This is a genomic window from Legionella jordanis (assembly GCF_900637635.1).
GTDB lineage: Bacteria > Pseudomonadota > Gammaproteobacteria > Legionellales > Legionellaceae > Tatlockia > Tatlockia jordanis.
On the sequence record NZ_LR134383.1, the window covers coordinates 1296406 to 1316855 of the forward strand.

Below are 20450 nucleotides of genomic sequence, written 5' to 3' on the forward strand. Positions count from 1 at the left end.
GATCTATTATAAGGGCTTCCAACGTCTTGAAATCAAAGAACTAACTTTTCGACTAGCGTTTAAGGTGGTCAAATGATCGTTGAAGTTCTCTCCCGTATTCAATTTGCTTTTAGCATCGGATTCCATATTCTTTTTCCCACACTTAATCTTGGCCTTGCTGTGTTCCTGGTCATTATGGAAGGTGTATGGCTTAAGACCAAAAATCCTGTATATCTCCAGATTTGCCAATTTTGGACCAAAATTTTTGCCCTGACTTTTGGTATGGGCGTGGTTTCAGGAATTGTTTTAGCTTATCAAATTGGGACAAATTTTGGTCCATTTATCGCTCACTTCGGTAATGTACTGGGTGCTTTATTTGCCTATGAAACGTTAACTGCCTTTTTCCTTGAGGCAGGTTTTTTAGGTGTCATGTTATTTGGCTGGAAAAAAGTGCCTCCCACACTCCATTTTATTGCAACTTTGTTGGTGGGAATCGGGACGACCATTTCAGCATTTTGGATTTTATCGGCCAATTCCTGGATGCAGACCCCTACAGGCTACGAGTTAATTGCTGGAAAATACGTGGTTGCCAATTGGTGGGAAGTGGTCTTCAACCCTTCATTTGTTCCACGAATGCTCCACATGATATTGGCCTCTTATTGCACTACCTGTTTTGTGGTTGCTGCTGTTTCCAGTTATTTTCTTCTACGTCGACAACATCTCGAAGTCGCTAAAATTTCACTGTCATTTGCGATGTGGGCTGCTTTGATTGTGACGCCCTTACAAATTTTTTTGGGAGATGTAGTGGGCTTGGTTATTCATGAGCAGCAACCCTTAAAGACTGCTGCGATGGAGGGGCTATGGGAAACTCAGCGAGGGGCTCCGTTTCTAATCTTTGCTTGGCCATCACAGCAAGAGCAAACCAATCATTTTGTTCTTTCAGTGCCCAAACTTGCCAGTTTGTTAAATACTCACGAACTTGATGGCGAGATGGTTGGGTTAAAATCTGTGCCAAAAACTGATCAGCCTTTAGTCGCTTCAGTGTTTTTCAGTTTTAGAATTATGGTGGCAATTGGGTTGTTAATGTTTGCTACTGCCTTGTTAGCTCTGCTGCTAAGGTTAAAAAAAACAATCTTTATTTCAAAGCCATTTCATCAACTCTGTTTATTCATGGCCCCTTTAGGGTTTATAGCAAGCATTTGTGGATGGTTTACGGCAGAGCTTGGCCGTCAACCCTGGGTGGTTTATAACTTAATGAGAACCGATGCAGCTGTTTCAGCCATTGGCATCGAAGAAGTAGTGATTTCATTTATTCTTCTTGTTTTAGCTTATGGATTTGTTTTTGGTTTTTACATCAATTTCTTGCTTAAAACCATTCGTCGTGGTCCGCTGGTTAGCCCGGATACGGAACATGATGCCTTTAAATACATGAAAGAAACCAAGGGAGATATCGAATAATGCTTCCTTTTATATTTGCTGCACTTTTAGGTTTTATAATTATTATGTATGTCATCCTGGATGGCTTTGACTTAGGAGTAGGCATTTTATTCCCCTTTACGGAAAGAGAGCGAGATCGGGATAAGTTAATGAACTCTGTCGCACCAGTATGGGATGGAAACGAAACCTGGTTGGTATTCGGAGGCTCTATGCTTTATGGGGCTTTCCCTATCGTTTATGCCTTACTGTTGCCAATCTTGTATATGCCTATCATGCTCATGCTTATTGCTTTGATTTTTAGAGGTGTCAGTTTCGAATTTCGATTTAAAGCAGACCGTAGTAAACAATTGTGGAACTGGATCTTTGCAATGAGTTCCATCGCTGCTGCATTTTTTCAGGGTGTCATTCTCGGCTGTTATGTTAAGGGATTTCCAATAATTGAAGAAACCATGACCATCAATGATACCGATTGGTTAACCCCTTTTAGTCTGTTAACCGGGATCGCATTGGTATGTGGATATGCCTTATTAGGCTCTACCTGGATGCTGATGAAAAGTCAGGGTCGTTTACAGGTTCGTATGGCTCATTTAGCTAAAGGCTTTTTAGTTCTTGTCAGTCTGTTTTTAGTTTTTGTAAGTATTTGGACTCCCTTGCACAACGAGGAGATTTTCTACCGATGGTATAGCTTCCCCAATTTTTTGCTGTTATCACCACTGCCTTTAGGAACTGCAGTATTAGTCGTCATGGCCTGGAAGAGTATTTCCAAGTTACAAGAAATAAGCCCATTTTTGTTTAGCATTGGTATATTTCTTTGTGCCTACATAGGAATCGGTATCAGTGTTTTTCCATATTTAATCCCTCACCGTGTGGACATTTGGGAAGCGGCCGCTCCCAATTCTACTTTGCTCTTTATTCTAGTGGGCGTGGCTATTTTGCTACCTATTTTGCTGACTTATACTGCCTATGCTTACCATGTTTTTCGGGGGAAGTCAGAAGAAGGGTATCATTAATACAAGCAAACACAGTGGGGCTCAAATGCTACTTCATCTATGCTAGATAAGATTAAAAGACAAAGCCAATTCCGTATTTGAATTTAGCCTAATTCGTTTATAGCATCTAACAAGAGTTACATCTTTCTACCCTGATAGCACGAAGCCGAGTTGGCAAGTTGTAAAATACGATAGTTGAGTTTTGGAATGTGCAGAGTGATTCCTTCAACTCGGTTAATAGATACATTTTAATCATTCAGGTCGTTTAATAGTCGCAATAGATTTGTTTTATTTTCAGTAAGAACCTGTCCTTTTAACGTGTATCAGGCTTATTCAGAAAAAATCCTTGGAAATAGTCGAAACCTAATTCGACGCACCAATAAGTTATTCTTGAAATTCTATTTTTTCAGCAAGTAACTTCCCTCTAAGACGATTTAATGGAGCTAATTGGATTCAATCTGAGATTTATCAAGACCGAGAACATCAATTTTAATAATATCTGCAATCTCAATTAAGGGAAAAATTTTTCAGTGAAGATAAATCATCCAGTGCTATTTTTATAACCCATATCACTTAAACACATTAAACTTTAATAAGTGGTTCATCGATAATGACATTCTCAAGAACTTCTACAACGATACGATTTGAGGAAGGATTTTAGGTATTTGCTGAATTAGATGATTATAATTGAAATTGATGAATCCCAGCTTATCTCCAATCACAGCGTCTAGTTCAAGATTGGCAAATAATTGTGTTATTACCGTTGAGGTGGCCTTGTCACCATCGATAGTACTATTTATCTACATTTTTGGGTGTTGTGAAAACCAAAAAATGCGGTCGCCTATTTTCCACATAGTAACCTCTTTTGTCATAGCTCTTCTTGTAAGTATAAGCAATTGCGAATTAGCGTTGATTATTCGAGGGTTTTCTGTTGTTATTTTTGCTAAATGGGTGATTACAATTTAAACCAAGAATGATTATAGTTAGCGTTTTTACCCACCCCTTATGAAAACACGTTTTAATTCATTCTTGTTATTAACCCTTTCCCTCTTTTCAGAAGTAGGATTCGCCAATAGCCCAGGTTTTTTTTAACAAACCAAGCACATAGCGTGTAAAATTTATAAAGACAATCCTCTAACCCTTTATTGCCAGTGTCACTTTGATTCCAAAAAGCCATTGATTTAGCCTCTTGTCACATGGAAGGTGCAGATTCTATTAAACGCTATCATCGTTTAGAGTGGGAGCACATGATGCCTGCGGAACACTTCGGAAAACAATTGGCCTGCTGGCGTGAACCATTGTGTGAGAAAAAGGGCAAACGTTTTAAAGGAGGAAAGTGTTGTGAATTGATAGACAATCAATTTAAACACATGGAAGCGGAGCTCTACAATGTCGGGCTTATTAATCAACTGCGCTCAGGCTATCGCTATGGCGTTATTGCCACCAATAAAGAAAAGAGCTTTGGCTGTGATTTTAGTGTGCAGAAAAAACAACGCGCGGTTGAGCCTGCTGACGTTGCCAAGGATTGTGGCGCGTGCCAATTTATTCCTTGCTCACCGTTATAAGCTTCGCTTAAGTGATTTGCAACGCCAATTATTTGAAGCGTGGAATGTCATGTTAGTAAACGGGCTTTTTAGTGAGAACATTGCAAAGATATTCTAATCACTCTGTATGTCATTGATGGATACGTGAATATTATGAGCCGTTATCCTTTTTCATTGCAATTGTATCGCGAAAAGGCATGGCTTACTGATAACCCAATCCTGAAATAGAAACTCCTCGAGTAATTGAACTGCGAGTAATAAATGATCTTCACAGCAACTTGTAATTTTTAGACAGATGTTATTTATAACCTAGGACTGTGTAAGGGCTATAAGATTGATTGTGAGAAATTTCGTATCTCTCTGCAAAGAAACCTTGAAGGGCAATCATTTGATAAAAGAGAAAGCTCAAATTTAAGCTCGCATAAAGAGCAAAGCATACGCACAAAGAAGCAAATTATGATAGCATGGGCGCAAAAAGAGCATTCTAAGATACCAATCTTACCTTAAGGAAATATTAACAATAGAAATTAATTTTTTGGCCACCTCTTTCAATAGGTTTGACTGTGATGTGGCGCGAGTCCAGGGTTTATGAAGGAAAAATATGAAATTTTATATAGATGAACTGCAAGAGAAGAGTTTAGATGAAATAAGAGCTATATTTCTATCGATTCCTAAAACCGGGACTCAAATTGAATTGATAGGGTGTTTTGAGAAATCAAGGCTATCTGAATATTTTGAATATCCTATTGTAGCAAAAGCTTTATCTTATTTGCCGAAACATATTTATCAGGTTGTCTTTACTGCACACTGCGTTTATACGAACCATTCGCGTCAAGTGGAAACCAGCAGAGAGTGGTCTCAGCGAATGCACGGCTATGTGGTAAATTATAGAACAGAAGGATATAAGGTACGACATATAGGGAGCTTGCTTCAATATTACATTGCCTCGCTTCCTAAAACAGTCAATGAGGTTATTTTAGATTTTGTAACTGATCCTCTCTATGACAATACACCGAATTTAGGAAACGCAACCTCCTCCTCTTTTAAGAATATTTTGAAAAAGTTTCCGGAAAGCGTCACGTTTTTAAGTGTAGATTTTAGCATCTTAGATCAAGTTTCTGAGGTTGAAGCATTTAGAGCAATTCCTAAGTCTGTAATAAAACTTCATGCAAGAGGATTTTGGTATGACTCCCTCAATGTCTTAGGTCGTAATATAAAAATCCTTAATCTTAGTCACAAAGAATTAAATCTCACACAGACAAAATTTTCGCAATTATTTAAGGGTTTATCCGAAATTTTAACGACTCTTGGTTTAGCATTCCATGACTTAGGCAGAAAAAGTCCATTGGAACTAAGTGCTTTGCTTTCAGGCTTACCGCAGGGCCTTCAAGTACTTAGTTTACAAAACAATAATCTTGCAAGACTTGGTGCGATGAATCTTTCCTCCGTACTCTCTACTCTTTCACCAAAGATATACGAGATTGATTTAGGAGAAAACAATTTACTGCTAATGGCTACCGATGAGTTAACAACGGCACTTTCGGGACTCCCAGAGACAGTAAAATCCCTTAGAATTTGGGACAAGAATCCCTCTGGTTTTTTGATAACGGACTTGTTATCTCGATTCCATTCTATCCCTTCTCATATTGAAGAGTTAAGTTTTAGGGACAGCAATTTCGTAGGATTTCCTATCGCTGAATTTTCTGAAGCCCTAATTTATCTTCCTGATTTCATCATAGCGGTTGACTTTAGTGATAACAAGCTCCATCAAAAGCCCCCCAAGGAAGTAGCTCTTCTTCTTTCCAAGCTACGGGCCAATGTAAAAACAGTGAGGCTTAAGGGAAATAATTTAAGTAGCTTAAGCGTTGATGCTTTTAAAGAAGTATTTTCCACGCTGCCAGAACATATCCTTGAATTGGATATCAGCGAAAATGGGTTTGATAGATTAACTTCGGTTCATTTAAATCAATACCTTGGTGCAATCCCTTCTACGGTAAAACGCATTATTCTTGATGGAAATAAATTTACTATTAAGAATGATGGCACTTTAATCGCGCGTCCCTTAGTGCAACACCAGAGTCTTTTTAAAACCATTGATAATTTTAAATATCAGAAGCAATTTGCCAGTCTACGCTTGGTTTTAATGCAATGGACAGGATTAATGCTCTCCTTCAATTTCGATTTATTTATGGTCGCAAATATATTGTTCTATGTTTTTAATGATTCACGCACTGAGACCATGAACATGGCGGGTCAACTTGCGGTTACTCTTGTTTCTTCCAAGCCACCTAAAGAAATCACTACATCAGTTCAACAGGCAAGTCTTCAGGTTGCAAGAGAACGAATCAATGCGCTTACTCGGAATGAAACCAAGCTTGATTTAAGTCGATGTGGATTAAATCGCTTGGACAATTTTAAAATTTTTAGAAATCTTTTTAAAGAAATACCTATATCGGTTACAAGCTTAAACTTAAGAGGTAATGGATTTCACTACGATGAAAGAACCAAAAAACTGCTTATCGTTGCGCTTCAATTTATTCCTGAACATGTAGTTTATCTAGATTTAAGTGCCCATGGGTTTGAACACTACAGTGCAGAAGAACTTAAAGCGTTATTTATTAATTTGCCAGCGACCGTCGAATTGGTATCTTTGGCGGATGAAACACCTTTAAGTCCTGCACAACAAATTGCTAAACGAGCTTGGCCAGATACTTACCAAACCCTGACCATGGATGCCCCAAGTTTTATGCATCGGGCACGTCTTTTACTGGATGACTACACAAAAGGTGGATCTTGGATGCAACGCTTCTTTTCAGGTCACTGGAATCGTCATCACGCAGAAGAAGTGGGTAAAATCCTTATGCAAATAGATAAAGGGTTTATTACAAACGCCGACGAATTATTCGCCGAGCTTGAACAAATCCCTTTGTCCAATGAAGCAGGCTCCCTGGCAAGGCGCCTTAGTTTTCTTTTAAAAACCGCGTTTACTCCTAAACTAATGATTGAAGAAAATGATACAGAGGATATGGAAATGAAAATGATTACTTATTCCTAGTCAGGACATGATTAAAGCCTCTACGGTATAATGGATTTAAGTTGCTGAGCCACTTAAATAAAAGAGAGCCTTATGGCAGATTTTTATGCGTTATTAGAAATAGACAAACATGCCACGCAAGAAGAAATTAAAACGGCTTATAAGCGGTTGGCACGCCTCTACCATCCGGATAAAGCACCGGATAAAGAAGAGGAGTTTAAAAAAATAAGCGAAGCTTATGAAACCTTAAGTGATCCTAAGAAACGTCGTGCTTACGATGGATTCTCCCTGGCAAACAGTGATGGCTACCTTGCTCGTTATGCAAAACAAAGACTTCCTTTTTATCTAAGTCTTGAGCCTAATCAGCATGATCATTACAGTTACGTGAATAAGTTATTTAAACTAGAAGGTAACGATAAATTAATTATTGGGCAGGGAATAGAAGACAAAGATGAGTTGTGGGAAAAACTGCATTACGTGGCCTACGTGATTGACCAAAAAATTAAGCACTTATCAAGCCAGTCGCGTAAGAAGCCTCAAGGGAAAATAAAAGAAGAGATTGATAGATTAAGGTGTAATTCAAGAAAAATTGGGGCTATTTCCGCAGTACTATTAGGCTTCGATGGCCAAGAAAAGTTCCTCTATGATTTAACGCTTGATATTGAACACACGGAAGAAATGAAAGCCATTGAGACTCTTATTGGAGGGAGAGAAAGGCTTATCAACTATATTAAAAACGATCCTTATATCAATGCGGCTGAGGGGATTTTTGTACTACGCGATGGAAATTGCTTAACACCTCATAATTTTGTTCAATTAATTAGCTGTAGAAATACAGTGTCCATGTCGGGTTCACTAAGATATTTATCAAAAGTTAATTTACTTACGCAAGCGAATATTGACTTGTTGATGCACCATAAACAATATGATCTTGAAATTGGATGTGGTCTCGCGCGACTAAAATTATTAGGAATCCTGGATCAGCGCCTGTTTGAAATAGTGGTGCGCAGTGGTAAACATGCAAAATCAGTAGGCTCTGAATTAGAGGGATTAAAATTTGCAGGGATTTTAAACGAAGAAAACTTGAAAATAGTGGCTTATACTATCCCGGGTAAAAGTGTATGGAAACCCCTATGGGCGATGAAACGAGAGGGATTTTTAACCAAAGAACATTCGGACGCATTATTATGGCAAGGTCCTCAAGAGCTGTGCAATCTAAACCATCACCTCAACCAGATGGTAGCCCATGGTCTTTATCTTTTAAGTTGTGATCCTGTAAAGGGGAAAACTGCCATGTTGCTCGCCTTGGAATTAAAACAAGATTTGAAAGCATTTTATGAAAAACCCACTGAAGAGCAAATTGCCATCAAGGATGCCTTTAAACAATCCTTTGTTAAAAAATTGCACTCGAAAGATGGGGAAATGTCTACCCATCGTGAAAGATGGAAAGTTATTCTTGCTAATGTTGCCATGGCCTTTACAGGCTTAGGCTTATTTGCAATTGGGGTAAATTTGCTGATTCATAAACAAGGTCTTTTTACTCAAACGAAACGTGAAAAGTTGCTTAAAGCCGTTGAGAAATCTGAATGGCTAAATTCATCCTCATTCTCTTATTCTTGAAGCGCTAATTTGATTTATTGATTTTTAGTTAGGGGTGAGTATTCATCTTACTTATGCCGCCTTATGTTATTATCTTACAAATAGAAGCAATCTCATTTAAGTTTCCTTGCTGGGAAAGGTAGTTAAATCGGTAATGAGTTTAGAGGGTTTACTGGATTCATTATAAATGGCTTTTGCCTTTTCCAGGAGAATTGATGGTGTAAATTCTTCAAGGGCTTTTTGCAAAAAGCTATATAGAAATTGCACATCACTTGCCGTTCGATGTCTTTGGTCTTGGGGTAAATTTAAATGCAGTGCCAATGTGCTTAAGTCATGATGAGGAAGTAGGGGATAACAGTTTCTTACTAGTTTTAAAGTACAAAGCTCTTTTGATTGGTATCGATAACCACATCGCTTAAATGCGTTTTTAAAAAACCTTAATCAAATCGCATTATGCGCCACTAAAATACAATTATTCAGTATATCAAATAAATCGGAAGCAATGGCTTCAAGGGCAGGGCAGATTTTCCTCTTGATTGGTAATTCCTGTTAATTGGGTGATCTCATCGGGAATGGCAGTTTTAGAGTTAATCAAAGTAGACCAAGTTTTTTCAATGCCTATTTCACTTCAAATGATGAGGGCAATTTCAATGATTTTATCGCAGGTAACTTTTAAACCAGTGGTTCGATATTGATTAAGACCCATCGAAATTGATTTTACATACAACTTTTTTGGTTAAAAAAGAAATTATTGTAATTAAAATCAACTTCAAAAAGAATGAGCAAAAGGTCAAATCAAGTATCGTAAATCATCCTGATTACCTATGACGACCTAAACGACCCACACAAGTTAATTCCTGAAGAAATTACAAAAATTACAGGGATTACCAATGAAAATGTAAAGGCAAGGCGATTGATTGGGATAAGGTGCATGAAATGCTGAAACAGTCCCATCTCCTTATTTGCCATAACAGTCGAGTTGATAGAAATTTTTTAGAACTACAAACCCCTGAACCTGTTGGCAAATTAGTCGAGAAAAGGCCATTTGGTTGTATGCTTCAGGATGTAGATTGGCGGAATCGAGGTTATCAAAGCAGCAAATTAGAATACCTTAATTTTAAGATAGGCTTTTTCTATGAAGGACACAGGACTATCGTTGAATGTTGGGCAACCTTAAATCTTCTATTACAGGAAGAAGGAGTGTAAAGCTCCCATCTTTAGTGGCAACCTAAATTAGAGTTCATTGTCTTATTTTTTGCCAGATGTTCCCACGGTGTTAAATCATTTAGCGAATCGTACGGTCTCTCGTCGTTATACTCCTTTATCCAGTTTTCTGTCAGCTCTCTGACTTCTTGTAGATTTTTAAACGCGTACATATCCAATATTTCTGTGCGGTAAGTTCTATTGAATCGCTCAATAAATGAATTTTGCGTTGGTTTACCTGGCTTAATAAATTCTAAAGCCACTTGATGCTTTTCAGGCCAGTCTGCTAATGTGCTTGAGATAAATTCAGGGCCATTATCCATGCGTAATTTAGCAGGGAAACCTCGCCATGCAACAACACGTTCTAATACGCGAATTACTCGCTGAGCAGGCAGGCTTAAATCGATTTCAATAGCCAACACTTCACAGTTAAAATCATCTACTATGTTAAATGTTCTGAAGCGTCGGCCACACATCAACGCATCACACATAAAATCCATAGACCAACACTGATTAATGGATGCTGGCACACTCAGGGGGCAGGTGAGCGATTAGGAAGCCGTTTTTTGCCTTTACGACGCATATTGAGCTTCAGTTCACAATATACCCGATAAATGCGTTTATGATTCCACCTATGACCCTGACGGCGCAAGACTTTAAGCAATTTACTAAAGCCATACGCCGGATAGCGTTCGGATGATTCCTTCAATGCCACAATAACGCCTTCATCGGATTGGCTATCCGGCTTATATCGATAAACCGAGTCGCTGATACCCACAACCTTACAAGCACGGCGTAAACTCACAGTATGAGTATTCACTGCATAATCAACCAGCTCCCGTCTCACAGATGGCTTCATAGCTTTTTTTCGACAATATCCTTCAGGATTTTGTGATCAAGACTTAGCTCAGCATACATTTGCTTTAGACGACGGTTCTCTTCTTCAAGATCTTTCAGACGTTTTACGTCGGATGCCTCCATGCCACCATATTTGGCTTTCCAGTTGTAATAGGTTGCATCTGAAATCCCATATTCACGACAAATTTCTTTAACCAACCGACCTGCTTCGACTTCTTTTAGAATTTTTACAATTTGTGTTTCTGTATAACGCGATTTTTTCATTTTTGTTCTCCTCAAACATAGGTTAACTTGGAGAACTCTAATCAGAAATGCACCTATTTTAGGGGAGGGTTACACTTTCCCTCGACCTGAGATGCGAGTTCCTTTGAAAAAAAATCACACTGTATTTTTTGCAGGATATCCAGGAGGAGATCGAAGACAAACAAGTCCTCGAAATGTAAATTTCGGTATATTTGGTGCGTTATGTATTGTTGAATCTGTATCGGAGAACTCTATAAAGCTAGTATTAGATGAGCAATATGTTGTTGACTCTCCTGATAAAATGCCCATTGACTACAAGCTTGGAGGTATCAGCGGAGCTGCTTTATTTTCTATAGAGGAAAGTGAATCAGGCATAACATTATTTTCTATAAGTGGGGTTGTATCTGAAGCAAGTGACACATGGAAAATAATTTCTTGTATACCAATACATTTAATTTCTGACGATGGCAAAATTTTAAAAAAGCTTAACCCCTAATTTATCATCAGGTTTACGGTAATTACATAGTATTATCAAAGCTATTGAAATAGTTCTTTAAGCTAGTAGGAGGCACCAAAGTTAAAATTTTATTCATCTTTTACTACTGTGGTTTTCCGAGCTCTACAGAAACACCTATTCAATCGAACTTTTCAGGTGATTAAATCAATATGTAGACATTTATACAATTATAATACTACATATGGGTAAATTATGAATATGTCAAACTTTTCCGGTAACTTTTTTAAAATAAAAACACCTCAATTCATAACGGTTATTAGCTAATGAATTCTATATTTGGAATTGAATAATTATGAAATTGGACCTATAATAGGTTTAATAGGAGAATTATTATGCCCTCTAGTACAAACCAGCTAATGAACTATTTTAAAAATCCCATTAAAGAAATTGAAACAGTACGGGAAGGTATTAATCCCGAATTGATTGAAAATTTTCTTAACGATCAATCCTTTGTAGTAAAGGATGTGCTTAGTCGATTAAAAATTACGACCTCAACTTATTTTGCAAAGAAAAAGGAGCATAAGTTACTTGATTCTAGCTCTACAGAAAAATTTTTAAGATTATTCTCTGTAGTGCAGAATGCGCAGGAAATCTTAGGCAAACAAGAAGCAAAAAATTGGCTTTATAGAAAAATTCCTTCTTTAGGAGATCAAGTTCCAATGGATTTATTGGATACGGAAGCAGGGCATCGTCTTGTAGAGCAAGCGCTATTACAAATTAAATATGGAATATATAACTGATGTCAGTTTGGTATAGAGGTGCCCAAAATCAAGAGGTAGATATTGTATTTTCAGGTGAAGGTGGATTATTTGTTGCAGGTAGATGGAACCACAAAGGAACTAGAGCTATATATTGTTCCCAATCAATATCTCTATGCACATTAGAATGGTTATCACATAATGGGCTTTCTGTATCTGGGTTTAGTTATTATAAGTTTTCTATTGAAATACCAGATGAATTGATAATTAAATATACTACCTCTGATTTACCTAAAGAATGGAAAAATACACCATCCCCTAACTCTAATCGTGATTTTGCTACAAAAAATTTCTTTGAGCTTAAAGAATATTTGGCAATGGCTATTCCATCAGTTATGGTACCAGAGGAATTCAATTTAGTAATAAATCCATTCCATGTTGCTTTTGCTGACGCAAAAAAAACAATTCTATTTTTAGGAGAATTCACAGCTCCTAAAAGATAAAGATAAAATTTTAATTTGATTCTAAAAAAGATAAACTCTGGGCTACAAATTTATATACAAGCTGAATAATTCGAGGGGTTAATTATTCATCAACCTTTCCTTTAGTCCATTTTATTAAAATAAGAGTCCAGATCAAGACAAAAAGAAAAATCCTAAGAGTTACTAAATAATATGGAAAGATTAAGCTCACTATAAAATAAGTACCTAGTATCCATGAGAAAAAACTAAAAATACCTATTAATATTTGTAAGAAAGCTATGTGTGAAATATTATTTTTTAGGGGTTTTGCTTTAAATTTAGATGCTCTTTTTAAATAAAAATAAGCCACGAAATATTCATGAATTAAAGTTATTATTCCAATAACCGTTCCAAAGATATAGAGAAGAAGAGCCGTTTTTATTTGCCAATCAACTTTTTCGATACCATTATTAAAAAAACTTCCTAATGAAATTGACGAACCTGCATTTAATATGAACGGCAATGTTATTGTGAATTTATAGGTCCTATTGTAGAAATCTTTAGCAAATTTGTCATTGTTTTCTTTTGCCATGATGTTTCTCATAATTTCTTTAATTAAAGTTTAATACAAAAAAACTACTCGAAATCTAATTTGACTGTATCCTAAATTTGGCTAGTTTGGATGAAGTATTTTTGTAGGAAGAGTCTTATATCAACTAATTAAGTCTGATTACTTTGATAATCAGACCTAACCTAATAATGGTATTCGTGGATTCAACTCGCTAACGCAACAAGTTATTACTTTATAATAGCTCTCATAATAGTAATAGGCTTTCCAAGTGAAGTATTTTTTTCAATTTCAACCCATCCAATTGCTTGTAATAATTAGGTAATGTGAGATCTCTACCAATCTGTGATATTCTAGGCGCTATCATCTCTAAATGATCTGAGAATAGAATTTTTTGGCTGTGATTTGAACATTATAGGCTCAATGTTAGGAAATCCTGCTGTGCTTGAAAATAAAAGTGCTTGTTGTTGGATTTCTAAAATGGAGTGTTGAGTCTTTTGTAGTTGCAGCGTATGTCCGTTTTGATGTGAGAAGGTTATGCAGACTGGAGCAGTTTTTTACACTATTTTTTTAATTTTTGCTGGTGCTGCCATATTCTCAACCTTAGTTCTTTATACTAAGCAATCTTTGCTTGTTGCATATATTCTTTTAGGTGCTGCTTTAGGCCCTTGGGGCATGGGGCTTGTTTCAGATGTGAGTGTTGTCCAGCAAGTAGGGGACATCGGCATAGTTTTCTTGCTGTTCTTATTGGGGCTTCATCTGCAACCACAAAATTTAGTTCACATGTTAAGAAAGATTACATGGATTGCTGTAGTAAGTTCCATTTTCTTTGCCATTATTGCTTATTTAATAGGTCGCTGGTTTGGTCTGGGTGTTACTGAATCCTGGGTTTTGGGTGCAGCGATGATGTTTTCCAGCACTATTATTGGATTAAAGTTATTGCCAACCACGATTTTGCATCACCAGCATACCGGCGAGGTGATGATCAGTGTCTTGTTGATGCAAGACGTCATTGCGATTATTGTATTAATTTTAATTAACGGAGCACAGGGCGGCGGTTTTTCCTGGAATGATTTATTTTTAGTGGGGCTTGCATTACCTGCCTTGACGCTCTTTGCTTTCGCTATTGAACGCTATGTTCTGGTTAGGCTTTTGGCTCGCTTTGATCGCACGCAGGAATATGTCTTTTTATTGTCCATTGGCTGGTGTCTTGGGATGTCTTTTATGGCTCAGCAGTTTGGTCTGTCTGAGGATATTGGAGCCTTTGTGGCTGGGGTCGCATTGGCTTCAAGTCCAATTTCACTCTATATCGCTGAAAGTTTAAAACCTTTGCGCGATTTCTTTCTCGTAATGTTTTTCTTTTCTATTGGTGCTACATTTAACTTTGCCTTTACCGCACAAGTGGTGATTCCTGCATTTATACTGTCCTTTTTAATGCTGGTCATAAAACCACTACTTTTCCAGCTGCTTTTGAGCCGAGCAGGCGAAAAAAAATCCGTAGCCAGAGAGGTTGGGGTAAGGTTGGGGCAGGCCAGTGAATTTTCACTCCTGGTAGCCAGTATAGCTTTAAGCACAAAACTGATTTCTGAGGTGGCAGCTAATTTAATTCAAGCTACTACCATATTGACGTTTATCGTATCTTCTTATTTAGTGGTGTTAAAATACCCGACACCAATAGCTCTGTCTGATAAAATGCGTAAGGATTAAAAATGAAATTATTCGTCATTGTCCTTTGTTTATTAAGTGAACGGTATTTGGTTCATTCCCTTTCACACCGGCGCTTTAATTGGTTTCCCGCCTTTTTTGCTGGCATCAGCGAGCGATTAGGAAGATCTGAACCCAGCCACTTTAATCAGGCCTTGATTTTAGCTTTAGTTGTTTTAATTCCCATTGTCATCGTATGGTTGATTTTCTATCTGCTTGGCTCGCTATTTTTTGGTTTTATTGCTTTCTTATTAAACTTAGTGATTTTCTACTACTGTTTGGGACCTCAAAATCCTTTTTATCCAGTACGGGATGAGGCTGAAGAGAACAATGAAGTTGTAGTGAGTGACTATTTTGCAAAAGTTAACGGCGAACTATTTGCTGTAATTTTTTGGTATATTTTATTAGGTCCTTTGGGTGTGTTGTTTTATCGCCTTGTTTCTCTCTGTCGTGAACAATTGCTTACCTCACAATTAGCGCAAGTGATGACAAACATTTTGGATTGGGTTCCCGCAAGGCTGAGTGTGTTGCTCTATTTATTAGTAGGAAATTTTCAAAGAGGCATTCATTTCCTGGGCAGAATGTTTCTGGCTTCTCCGGAAAAAAATTCACTCTTATTAGGTGAGGGGGGATTATTGGCTGCGCGTACCACTGCGGATGAGTCCATTTCCATGCCACAGGCTGAGCATTTAGTTGAACAGGCACTTATTGTATTGTTGGTTTTTCTGGCGTTGTTTACCTTAATCTCTTGGCTATAATAAAAAACTAATTTGACGAGTTTACTATGATTAAACTTATTATAAGTTGCGTATTATGTTGTGTCTGCCTCAGTTCTTGTACATTTTTTATGAGTGCGGCTGAGAAGAATAGGATTGCTACTTGTCAAATTACTTGTGAACAAAAGGCTCGAGCCTGTAAAGCGACTTGCCGAAATAATTGTCAAGGTTGTTGCGCCTCCTCGACAAAAACAACTCTTAAAAATTATAGGCGCTATCGACATGAAGTGTGTGTAAAAGGAGATTTTCTCACACTGCAGTTGAATTCCTTCCGTGATCCACTACAATGCCGCAAAACAACTTGCGACTGCCGGGCTGATTACCAGGTCTGTGTGCAAGCCTGTAGTGGGATGGTTTATAAAAGCTTGCAGCGAATTTGTCCCTGAAGCTGATTGAAGAGGAACATTCATGTTATACGAAAACAGTAATGATATTGATCCAATTGAAACACGTGAATGGCTGGACGCCCTACAAGCTGTACTTTCCACTGATGGAAGCGAACGTGCTACCTTTCTTTTGCAAGAACTCATAAAAAAGGCAAATACAGAAGGGGTAAAGTTAACGAGCTCTATTAACACCCCCTATCGGAACAGTATTAAGCCTCACGAAGAGAAATTAATACCTCCGGATGAAGGAATGGCTAAGCGCATAGGTGCTTTGATTCGCTGGAATGCTGTGGCTATGGTTCTTCGTGCGGGAAAATATGCTCCAGAATTAGGTGGCCACATAGCGTCCTATGCTTCTGCATCTACGCTGTATGAAGTGGGTTTTAATTATTTTTTTAAAGGCCCAAAGGCTGCCAATGGTGGTGATCTTATTTATTTTCAAGGCCATTCCTCGCCAGGAATTTATGCACGCGCATTTTTAGAGGGTCGTTTATCTGAAGAACAACTTAACCATTTCCGACAAGAAGTTGAGGTCAATGGTTTATCTTCATATCCTCACCCTTGGTTAATGGGCGATTTTTGGCAATTTCCCACCGTTTCCATGGGGTTAGGGCCATTGCAAGCTATTTATCAGGCGCGCTTCCTTAAATACCTCGATAATCGCGGTTTAATTCAAGGTGAAGGTCGTAAAGTCTGGGCCTTCTTGGGTGATGGTGAAATGGATGAGCCAGAATCCGTAGGAGCTTTGTCTATTGCCGCTCGCGAAAAACTGGATAATCTGATTTTCGTAGTCAATTGTAATTTACAGCGTTTGGATGGACCTGTTCGCGGAAATGGCAAAATTATCCAGGAACTGGAAGGTGTATTTCGTGGTGCTGGTTGGAATGTTATTAAGGTAATTTGGGGAGGCCGCTGGGATCCGCTTTTTGCTCGTGATGAAAAAGGCATTCTCCAAAAACGTATGGAGGAATGTGTTGATGGGGACTATCAAGCTTATAAAGCCAATGATGGAGCTTATGTCCGTGAACATTTCTTCGGCCAATATCCCGAACTGAAAAAGATGGTTGAAAACATGTCGGATGATGAAATCTGGCGTTTAAATCGCGGCGGCCACGATGCTCAAAAGGTTTATGCAGCCTATGCTCAAGCTGTAGAGCACAAAGGTAGCCCGACCGTTATATTAGCTAAAACCATTAAAGGTTATGGCATGGGAGCCGCAGGTGAGGGACAAAATATCACTCATCAACAGAAAAAAATGTCCATTGAACAACTGCGTGCGTTTAGAGATCGCTTCAGTATCCCGGTTAGTGATGATCATATAACGGAAATTCCATTCTATCGCCCAGAAGAAAATAGCCCGGAAATACAATTTTTACGTAAACAACGAGAGGCTCTTGGTGGTTCACTTCCAATTCGCCATGGTAATTTTGAACCGTTAAAAGCCCCCGATCTGTCTGCCTTTTCAGCAGTGACGCAAAGTTCAGGCGATCGAGAAATTTCGACCACTATGGCTTTTGTACGCATTTTATCTGTCTTACTTAAAGACAAAGAATTGGGGAACCGGATTGTTCCTATCGTACCTGACGAGTGCCGCACATTTGGTATGGAAGGTTTGTTCCGACAAATTGGCATCTACTCTCCTGTGGGGCAGTTGTACACCCCTGTGGATCATGGGCAAGTCATGTATTACCGCGAGGCGAAAGATGGCCAGATACTTGAAGAAGGAATAAACGAAGCCGGTGCTTTCTGCTCCTGGATTGCCGCTGCTACCTCCTACAGCTCAAATGGCGTGGCAATGATTCCTTTTTATATCTATTACTCCATGTTTGGATTCCAGCGCATAGGGGATTTGGCTTGGGCTGCAGGTGATATGCAGGCGCGTGGATTTTTGCTAGGTGGAACAGCTGGTCGTACTACTTTGGCCGGCGAAGGCTTGCAGCATCAAGATGGTCACAGCCATATATTGGCATCTACAATACCCAATTGCGTATCTTATGATCCCACTTTTGCTTATGAGCTGGCAGTTATCATTCAAAACGGTTTGTATAGAATGTTTGAAAAACAAGAGAATATTTTCTATTACATTACCGTCATGAATGAGAACTACACTCAGCCCGATATGCCCGCAGGCGTCGAGGAAGGAATCATAAAAGGAATGTATTTGCTGGAAGAAAGCAAAAAGCCAGGTAAAAAACACATTCAATTAATGGGCAGTGGAACAATTCTTCGCGAAGTCATTCGTGCCGCCAAAATGCTTGAAGAAGATTTTGGTGTAACTTCGGACATCTGGAGCGTTACAAGTTTTAATGAATTAAGGCGCGAAGGTTTGGCTGTTGAGCGTTATAACCGGTTACATCCAGAAAATAATCCCAAACAAAGTTATGTTAGCCAGCAGCTTGCCGGACGCAAAGGCCCCGTTATCGCGGCCACGGATTACATGCGCTTATACGCTGATCAAATCAGGCCTTTTGTCAGTGCTCCTTTTACCACCTTAGGGACGGACGGTTATGGGCGCAGCGACACTCGTGAGCGTTTACGTCACTTCTTTGAGGTGGATGCCAAATTCATTGCAGCAGCAGCACTGGATTCATTAGCCCAGGCCGGCGCAATAGAACGCTCCGTAGTGGCTGAGGCGATGAAGCGTTATGGCATCGATTCAGAGAAAGCAGACCCAGTAACTTGCTGAAGTTGGCTGTTTAAATTTTGCAAGCCCTGCGTTTTGATTATGCAGGGTCATGCTTGCTGAGGATAAATATGGCAAATGAAATTAAAGTAAAAGTCCCAGATATTGGTGGTGCAACCGGCGTTGATGTCATTGAGATTTTGGTAAAGCCCGGGGATCAAATCACTAAAGACACTTCCTTGATTACCTTGGAATCTGACAAAGCCAGTATGGATATACCATCGCCTGAAAGTGGAAGGGTAAAAGAATTATTGGTGAAAGTTGGAGATAAAGTTTCCGAAGGTGATTCTATTTTAGTTCTGGAAGGAGAAGGGGCGGAAGAATCTGGCGAAACAAAACCCAGTAAACAGCAGGAAGCTAAGGCAATAGAAAAGCCGGAAGCAAAAGCAGAAGCGCATTCTGAACCTGTTTCAAAGAATGAACCAACCCAGAGTGAATCTCTTGAAGTTCGCATTCCAGATATCGGTGGCGCTACCAATGTAGATGTCATTGATGTAATGGTAAGTGCAGGCCAATCCATTGCTAAAGATCAATCCCTAATCACCCTTGAAGGTGATAAAGCAACAATGGAGATCCCCTCTCCTGCGGCTGGTGTTATTGAGAATGTGGATATCAAAGTAGGCGACAAGGTGTCTCAAGGCTCATTAATTCTCACCATGAAAACAGAAGCGCCCACTGCTAAGGCTGCTCCCAAGGTAGCAGCGGCTAGTGAAGCCAAACCTGAGGGAATAGAACGCCGCGAGGAAGAAGCACCCAAAGTTAAAACATCCGCGCCTTCAACAGCAGAGTTCCATCCTGAGCAAACAGCCATTCCAGCTGGTCCTGCAGTTCGGCGACTGGCGAGGGAGTTTGGCATTAATTTGACTGAGGTGAAAGGAACTGGGAGAAAATCCCGCATTACCAAAGAAGATTTACAGCTTTATGTTAAAAATAAACTAAGTGAAAAATCCGTATCCGCAGGAGGAGGACTATCATTACCTGCAGCACCAGTGATTGATTTTAGCAAGTTTGGTGAGATTGAAACCAAGCCCTTGAATAAAATAAAACGGTTAACTGGTGTGAATGTCCACCGTTCTTGGATTACTATTCCCCACGTTACCCAATTTGACGAAGCCGATATCACCGAGCTTGAGGCTTTTCGAAAATCAGAAACGGAAAATGCAAAACAGTCTGGCTATAAATTAACCATGCTAGCATTTGTAACTAAAGTGGTTGCAAAAGCTTTAGCGGCTTATCCCCAATTTAATTCTTCCCTGGATGCTTCTGGCGAAAATTTAATTTACAAACGATATTTTAACATTGGCATCGCTGTAGAGACTGCAAACGGCTTGGTTGTTCCTGTGATTAAAGATGTCGATCGCCTGTCTGTTGGGGAAGTTGCGCAAGAGATGGCAAGATTGAGTGCAAAGGCCCGTGATAAAGGCTTAATGCCTGCGGATATGAGTGGCGGCTGCTTCACAATCTCAAGCCTTGGCGGCATAGGTGGAACTGCTTTTACACCCATTGTAAATAGTCCTGAAGTAGCTATTCTCGGTCTTTCACGCTCCAGTATGAAACCCGTATATGAGCAAGGGGATTTCAAAGCTCGACTGATGTTGCCTTTATCTTTGTCCTATGATCATCGAGTCATTGATGGGGCAGAGGCTGCTCGGTTTACGCGTTTTATTGCTGACTCGCTAAGCGATATCAGACGAATTTTACTCTAATAAGAAATTTTGGAAATTTGGTTTGGGTAAAGGATTGCCTGAGTATGCTCAGGAAGAGACTATTT

At 39.0% G+C, this 20450-nt stretch carries 15 protein-coding genes and 2 pseudogenes; 13 read left to right on the forward strand and 4 right to left on the reverse strand.

The window, feature by feature from the left end:
* Nucleotides 1–72: 72 nt before the first annotated feature.
* The 5 genes from EL203_RS05885 (at nt 73) to EL203_RS14665 (ending at nt 8603) form a co-directional block, all read left to right on the forward strand.
* Nucleotides 73–1437: a cytochrome ubiquinol oxidase subunit I gene (locus EL203_RS05885; RefSeq protein WP_058470055.1), complete on the forward strand. Its 1365-nt coding sequence runs from the start codon at nt 73–75 to the stop codon at nt 1435–1437.
* Nucleotides 1437–2426, forward strand: a complete 990-nt coding sequence (gene cydB, locus EL203_RS05890; RefSeq protein ID WP_058470054.1) for a cytochrome d ubiquinol oxidase subunit II — start codon at nt 1437–1439, stop codon at nt 2424–2426. Before EL203_RS05885 ends, cydB begins: the two co-directional genes overlap by 1 nt.
* A 1226-nt stretch (nt 2427–3652) precedes the next feature.
* Nucleotides 3653–3970, forward strand: a complete 318-nt coding sequence (locus EL203_RS05895; RefSeq protein WP_126320096.1) for a hypothetical protein — start codon at nt 3653–3655, stop codon at nt 3968–3970.
* Nucleotides 3971–4550: 580 nt separating this feature from the next.
* Nucleotides 4551–7004, forward strand: a complete 2454-nt coding sequence (locus EL203_RS05900) for a DUF5617 domain-containing protein (RefSeq protein WP_058470052.1) — start codon at nt 4551–4553, stop codon at nt 7002–7004.
* A 72-nt stretch (nt 7005–7076) separates the two neighbouring features.
* A complete protein-coding gene (locus EL203_RS14665; protein ID WP_058470051.1) occupies nt 7077–8603 on the forward strand; it encodes a J domain-containing protein in 1527 nt (508 codons plus the stop codon).
* A 96-nt stretch (nt 8604–8699) separates the two neighbouring features.
* Here EL203_RS14665 and EL203_RS14575 read toward each other — a convergent pair whose 3' ends face one another.
* Nucleotides 8700–8849, reverse strand: coding sequence for a hypothetical protein (locus EL203_RS14575; RefSeq protein WP_126320097.1), 150 nt, complete (start codon nt 8847–8849; stop codon nt 8700–8702).
* A 48-nt stretch (nt 8850–8897) separates the two neighbouring features.
* A pseudogene (locus EL203_RS14765) lies at nt 8898–8957 on the reverse strand (hypothetical protein); the annotation flags it as partial.
* 561 nt (nt 8958–9518) lie between these two features.
* Between EL203_RS14765 and EL203_RS05915 the strand changes: the two are divergent.
* Nucleotides 9519–9788 carry a hypothetical protein gene (locus tag EL203_RS05915; protein ID WP_058470049.1) on the forward strand — a complete coding sequence of 90 codons (270 nt, stop codon included), beginning with the start codon at nt 9519–9521 and terminating at the stop codon, nt 9786–9788.
* A gap of 11 nt (nt 9789–9799) precedes the next feature.
* On the opposite strand, the pseudogene EL203_RS05920 reads toward EL203_RS05915, so the two are convergent.
* A pseudogene (locus EL203_RS05920) lies at nt 9800–10907 on the reverse strand (IS3 family transposase).
* A gap of 103 nt (nt 10908–11010) precedes the next feature.
* On the opposite strand from EL203_RS05920, the gene EL203_RS05925 reads away from it, so the two are divergent.
* The 3 genes from EL203_RS05925 (at nt 11011) to EL203_RS05935 (ending at nt 12604) form a co-directional block, all read left to right on the forward strand.
* Nucleotides 11011–11382, forward strand: a complete 372-nt coding sequence (locus EL203_RS05925) for a hypothetical protein (protein WP_126320098.1) — start codon at nt 11011–11013, stop codon at nt 11380–11382.
* A 353-nt stretch (nt 11383–11735) separates the two neighbouring features.
* A complete protein-coding gene (locus EL203_RS05930; protein ID WP_082647127.1) occupies nt 11736–12143 on the forward strand; it encodes an antitoxin Xre/MbcA/ParS toxin-binding domain-containing protein in 408 nt (135 codons plus the stop codon).
* On the forward strand, nt 12143–12604 hold the full coding sequence (locus EL203_RS05935) for an RES family NAD+ phosphorylase (protein ID WP_058470044.1): 462 nt from the start codon (nt 12143–12145) through the stop codon (nt 12602–12604). The genes EL203_RS05930 and EL203_RS05935 overlap by 1 nt, the downstream gene beginning before the upstream one ends.
* A gap of 82 nt (nt 12605–12686) precedes the next feature.
* Here EL203_RS05935 and EL203_RS05940 read toward each other — a convergent pair whose 3' ends face one another.
* The gene (locus EL203_RS05940) at nt 12687–13154 is read right to left on the reverse strand and encodes a hypothetical protein (RefSeq protein ID WP_058470043.1); all 468 of its coding nucleotides are present in this window, start codon (nt 13152–13154) and stop codon (nt 12687–12689) included.
* A gap of 513 nt (nt 13155–13667) precedes the next feature.
* On the opposite strand from EL203_RS05940, the gene EL203_RS05945 reads away from it, so the two are divergent.
* The 4 genes from EL203_RS05945 to aceF all read left to right on the forward strand — a co-directional run bounded on the left by EL203_RS05945 (nt 13668) and on the right by aceF (nt 20385).
* Nucleotides 13668–14837, forward strand: a complete 1170-nt coding sequence (locus EL203_RS05945) for a cation:proton antiporter (protein ID WP_058470042.1) — start codon at nt 13668–13670, stop codon at nt 14835–14837.
* A gap of 2 nt (nt 14838–14839) precedes the next feature.
* A complete protein-coding gene (locus EL203_RS05950; protein ID WP_058470041.1) occupies nt 14840–15592 on the forward strand; it encodes a hypothetical protein in 753 nt (250 codons plus the stop codon).
* A gap of 426 nt (nt 15593–16018) precedes the next feature.
* Nucleotides 16019–18682: a pyruvate dehydrogenase (acetyl-transferring), homodimeric type gene (gene aceE / locus EL203_RS05955; protein ID WP_058470040.1), complete on the forward strand. Its 2664-nt coding sequence runs from the start codon at nt 16019–16021 to the stop codon at nt 18680–18682.
* Between the two features lie 68 nt (nt 18683–18750).
* Nucleotides 18751–20385, forward strand: coding sequence for a dihydrolipoyllysine-residue acetyltransferase (aceF, locus tag EL203_RS05960; RefSeq protein WP_058470039.1), 1635 nt, complete (start codon nt 18751–18753; stop codon nt 20383–20385).
* Nucleotides 20386–20450 lie beyond the last annotated feature (65 nt).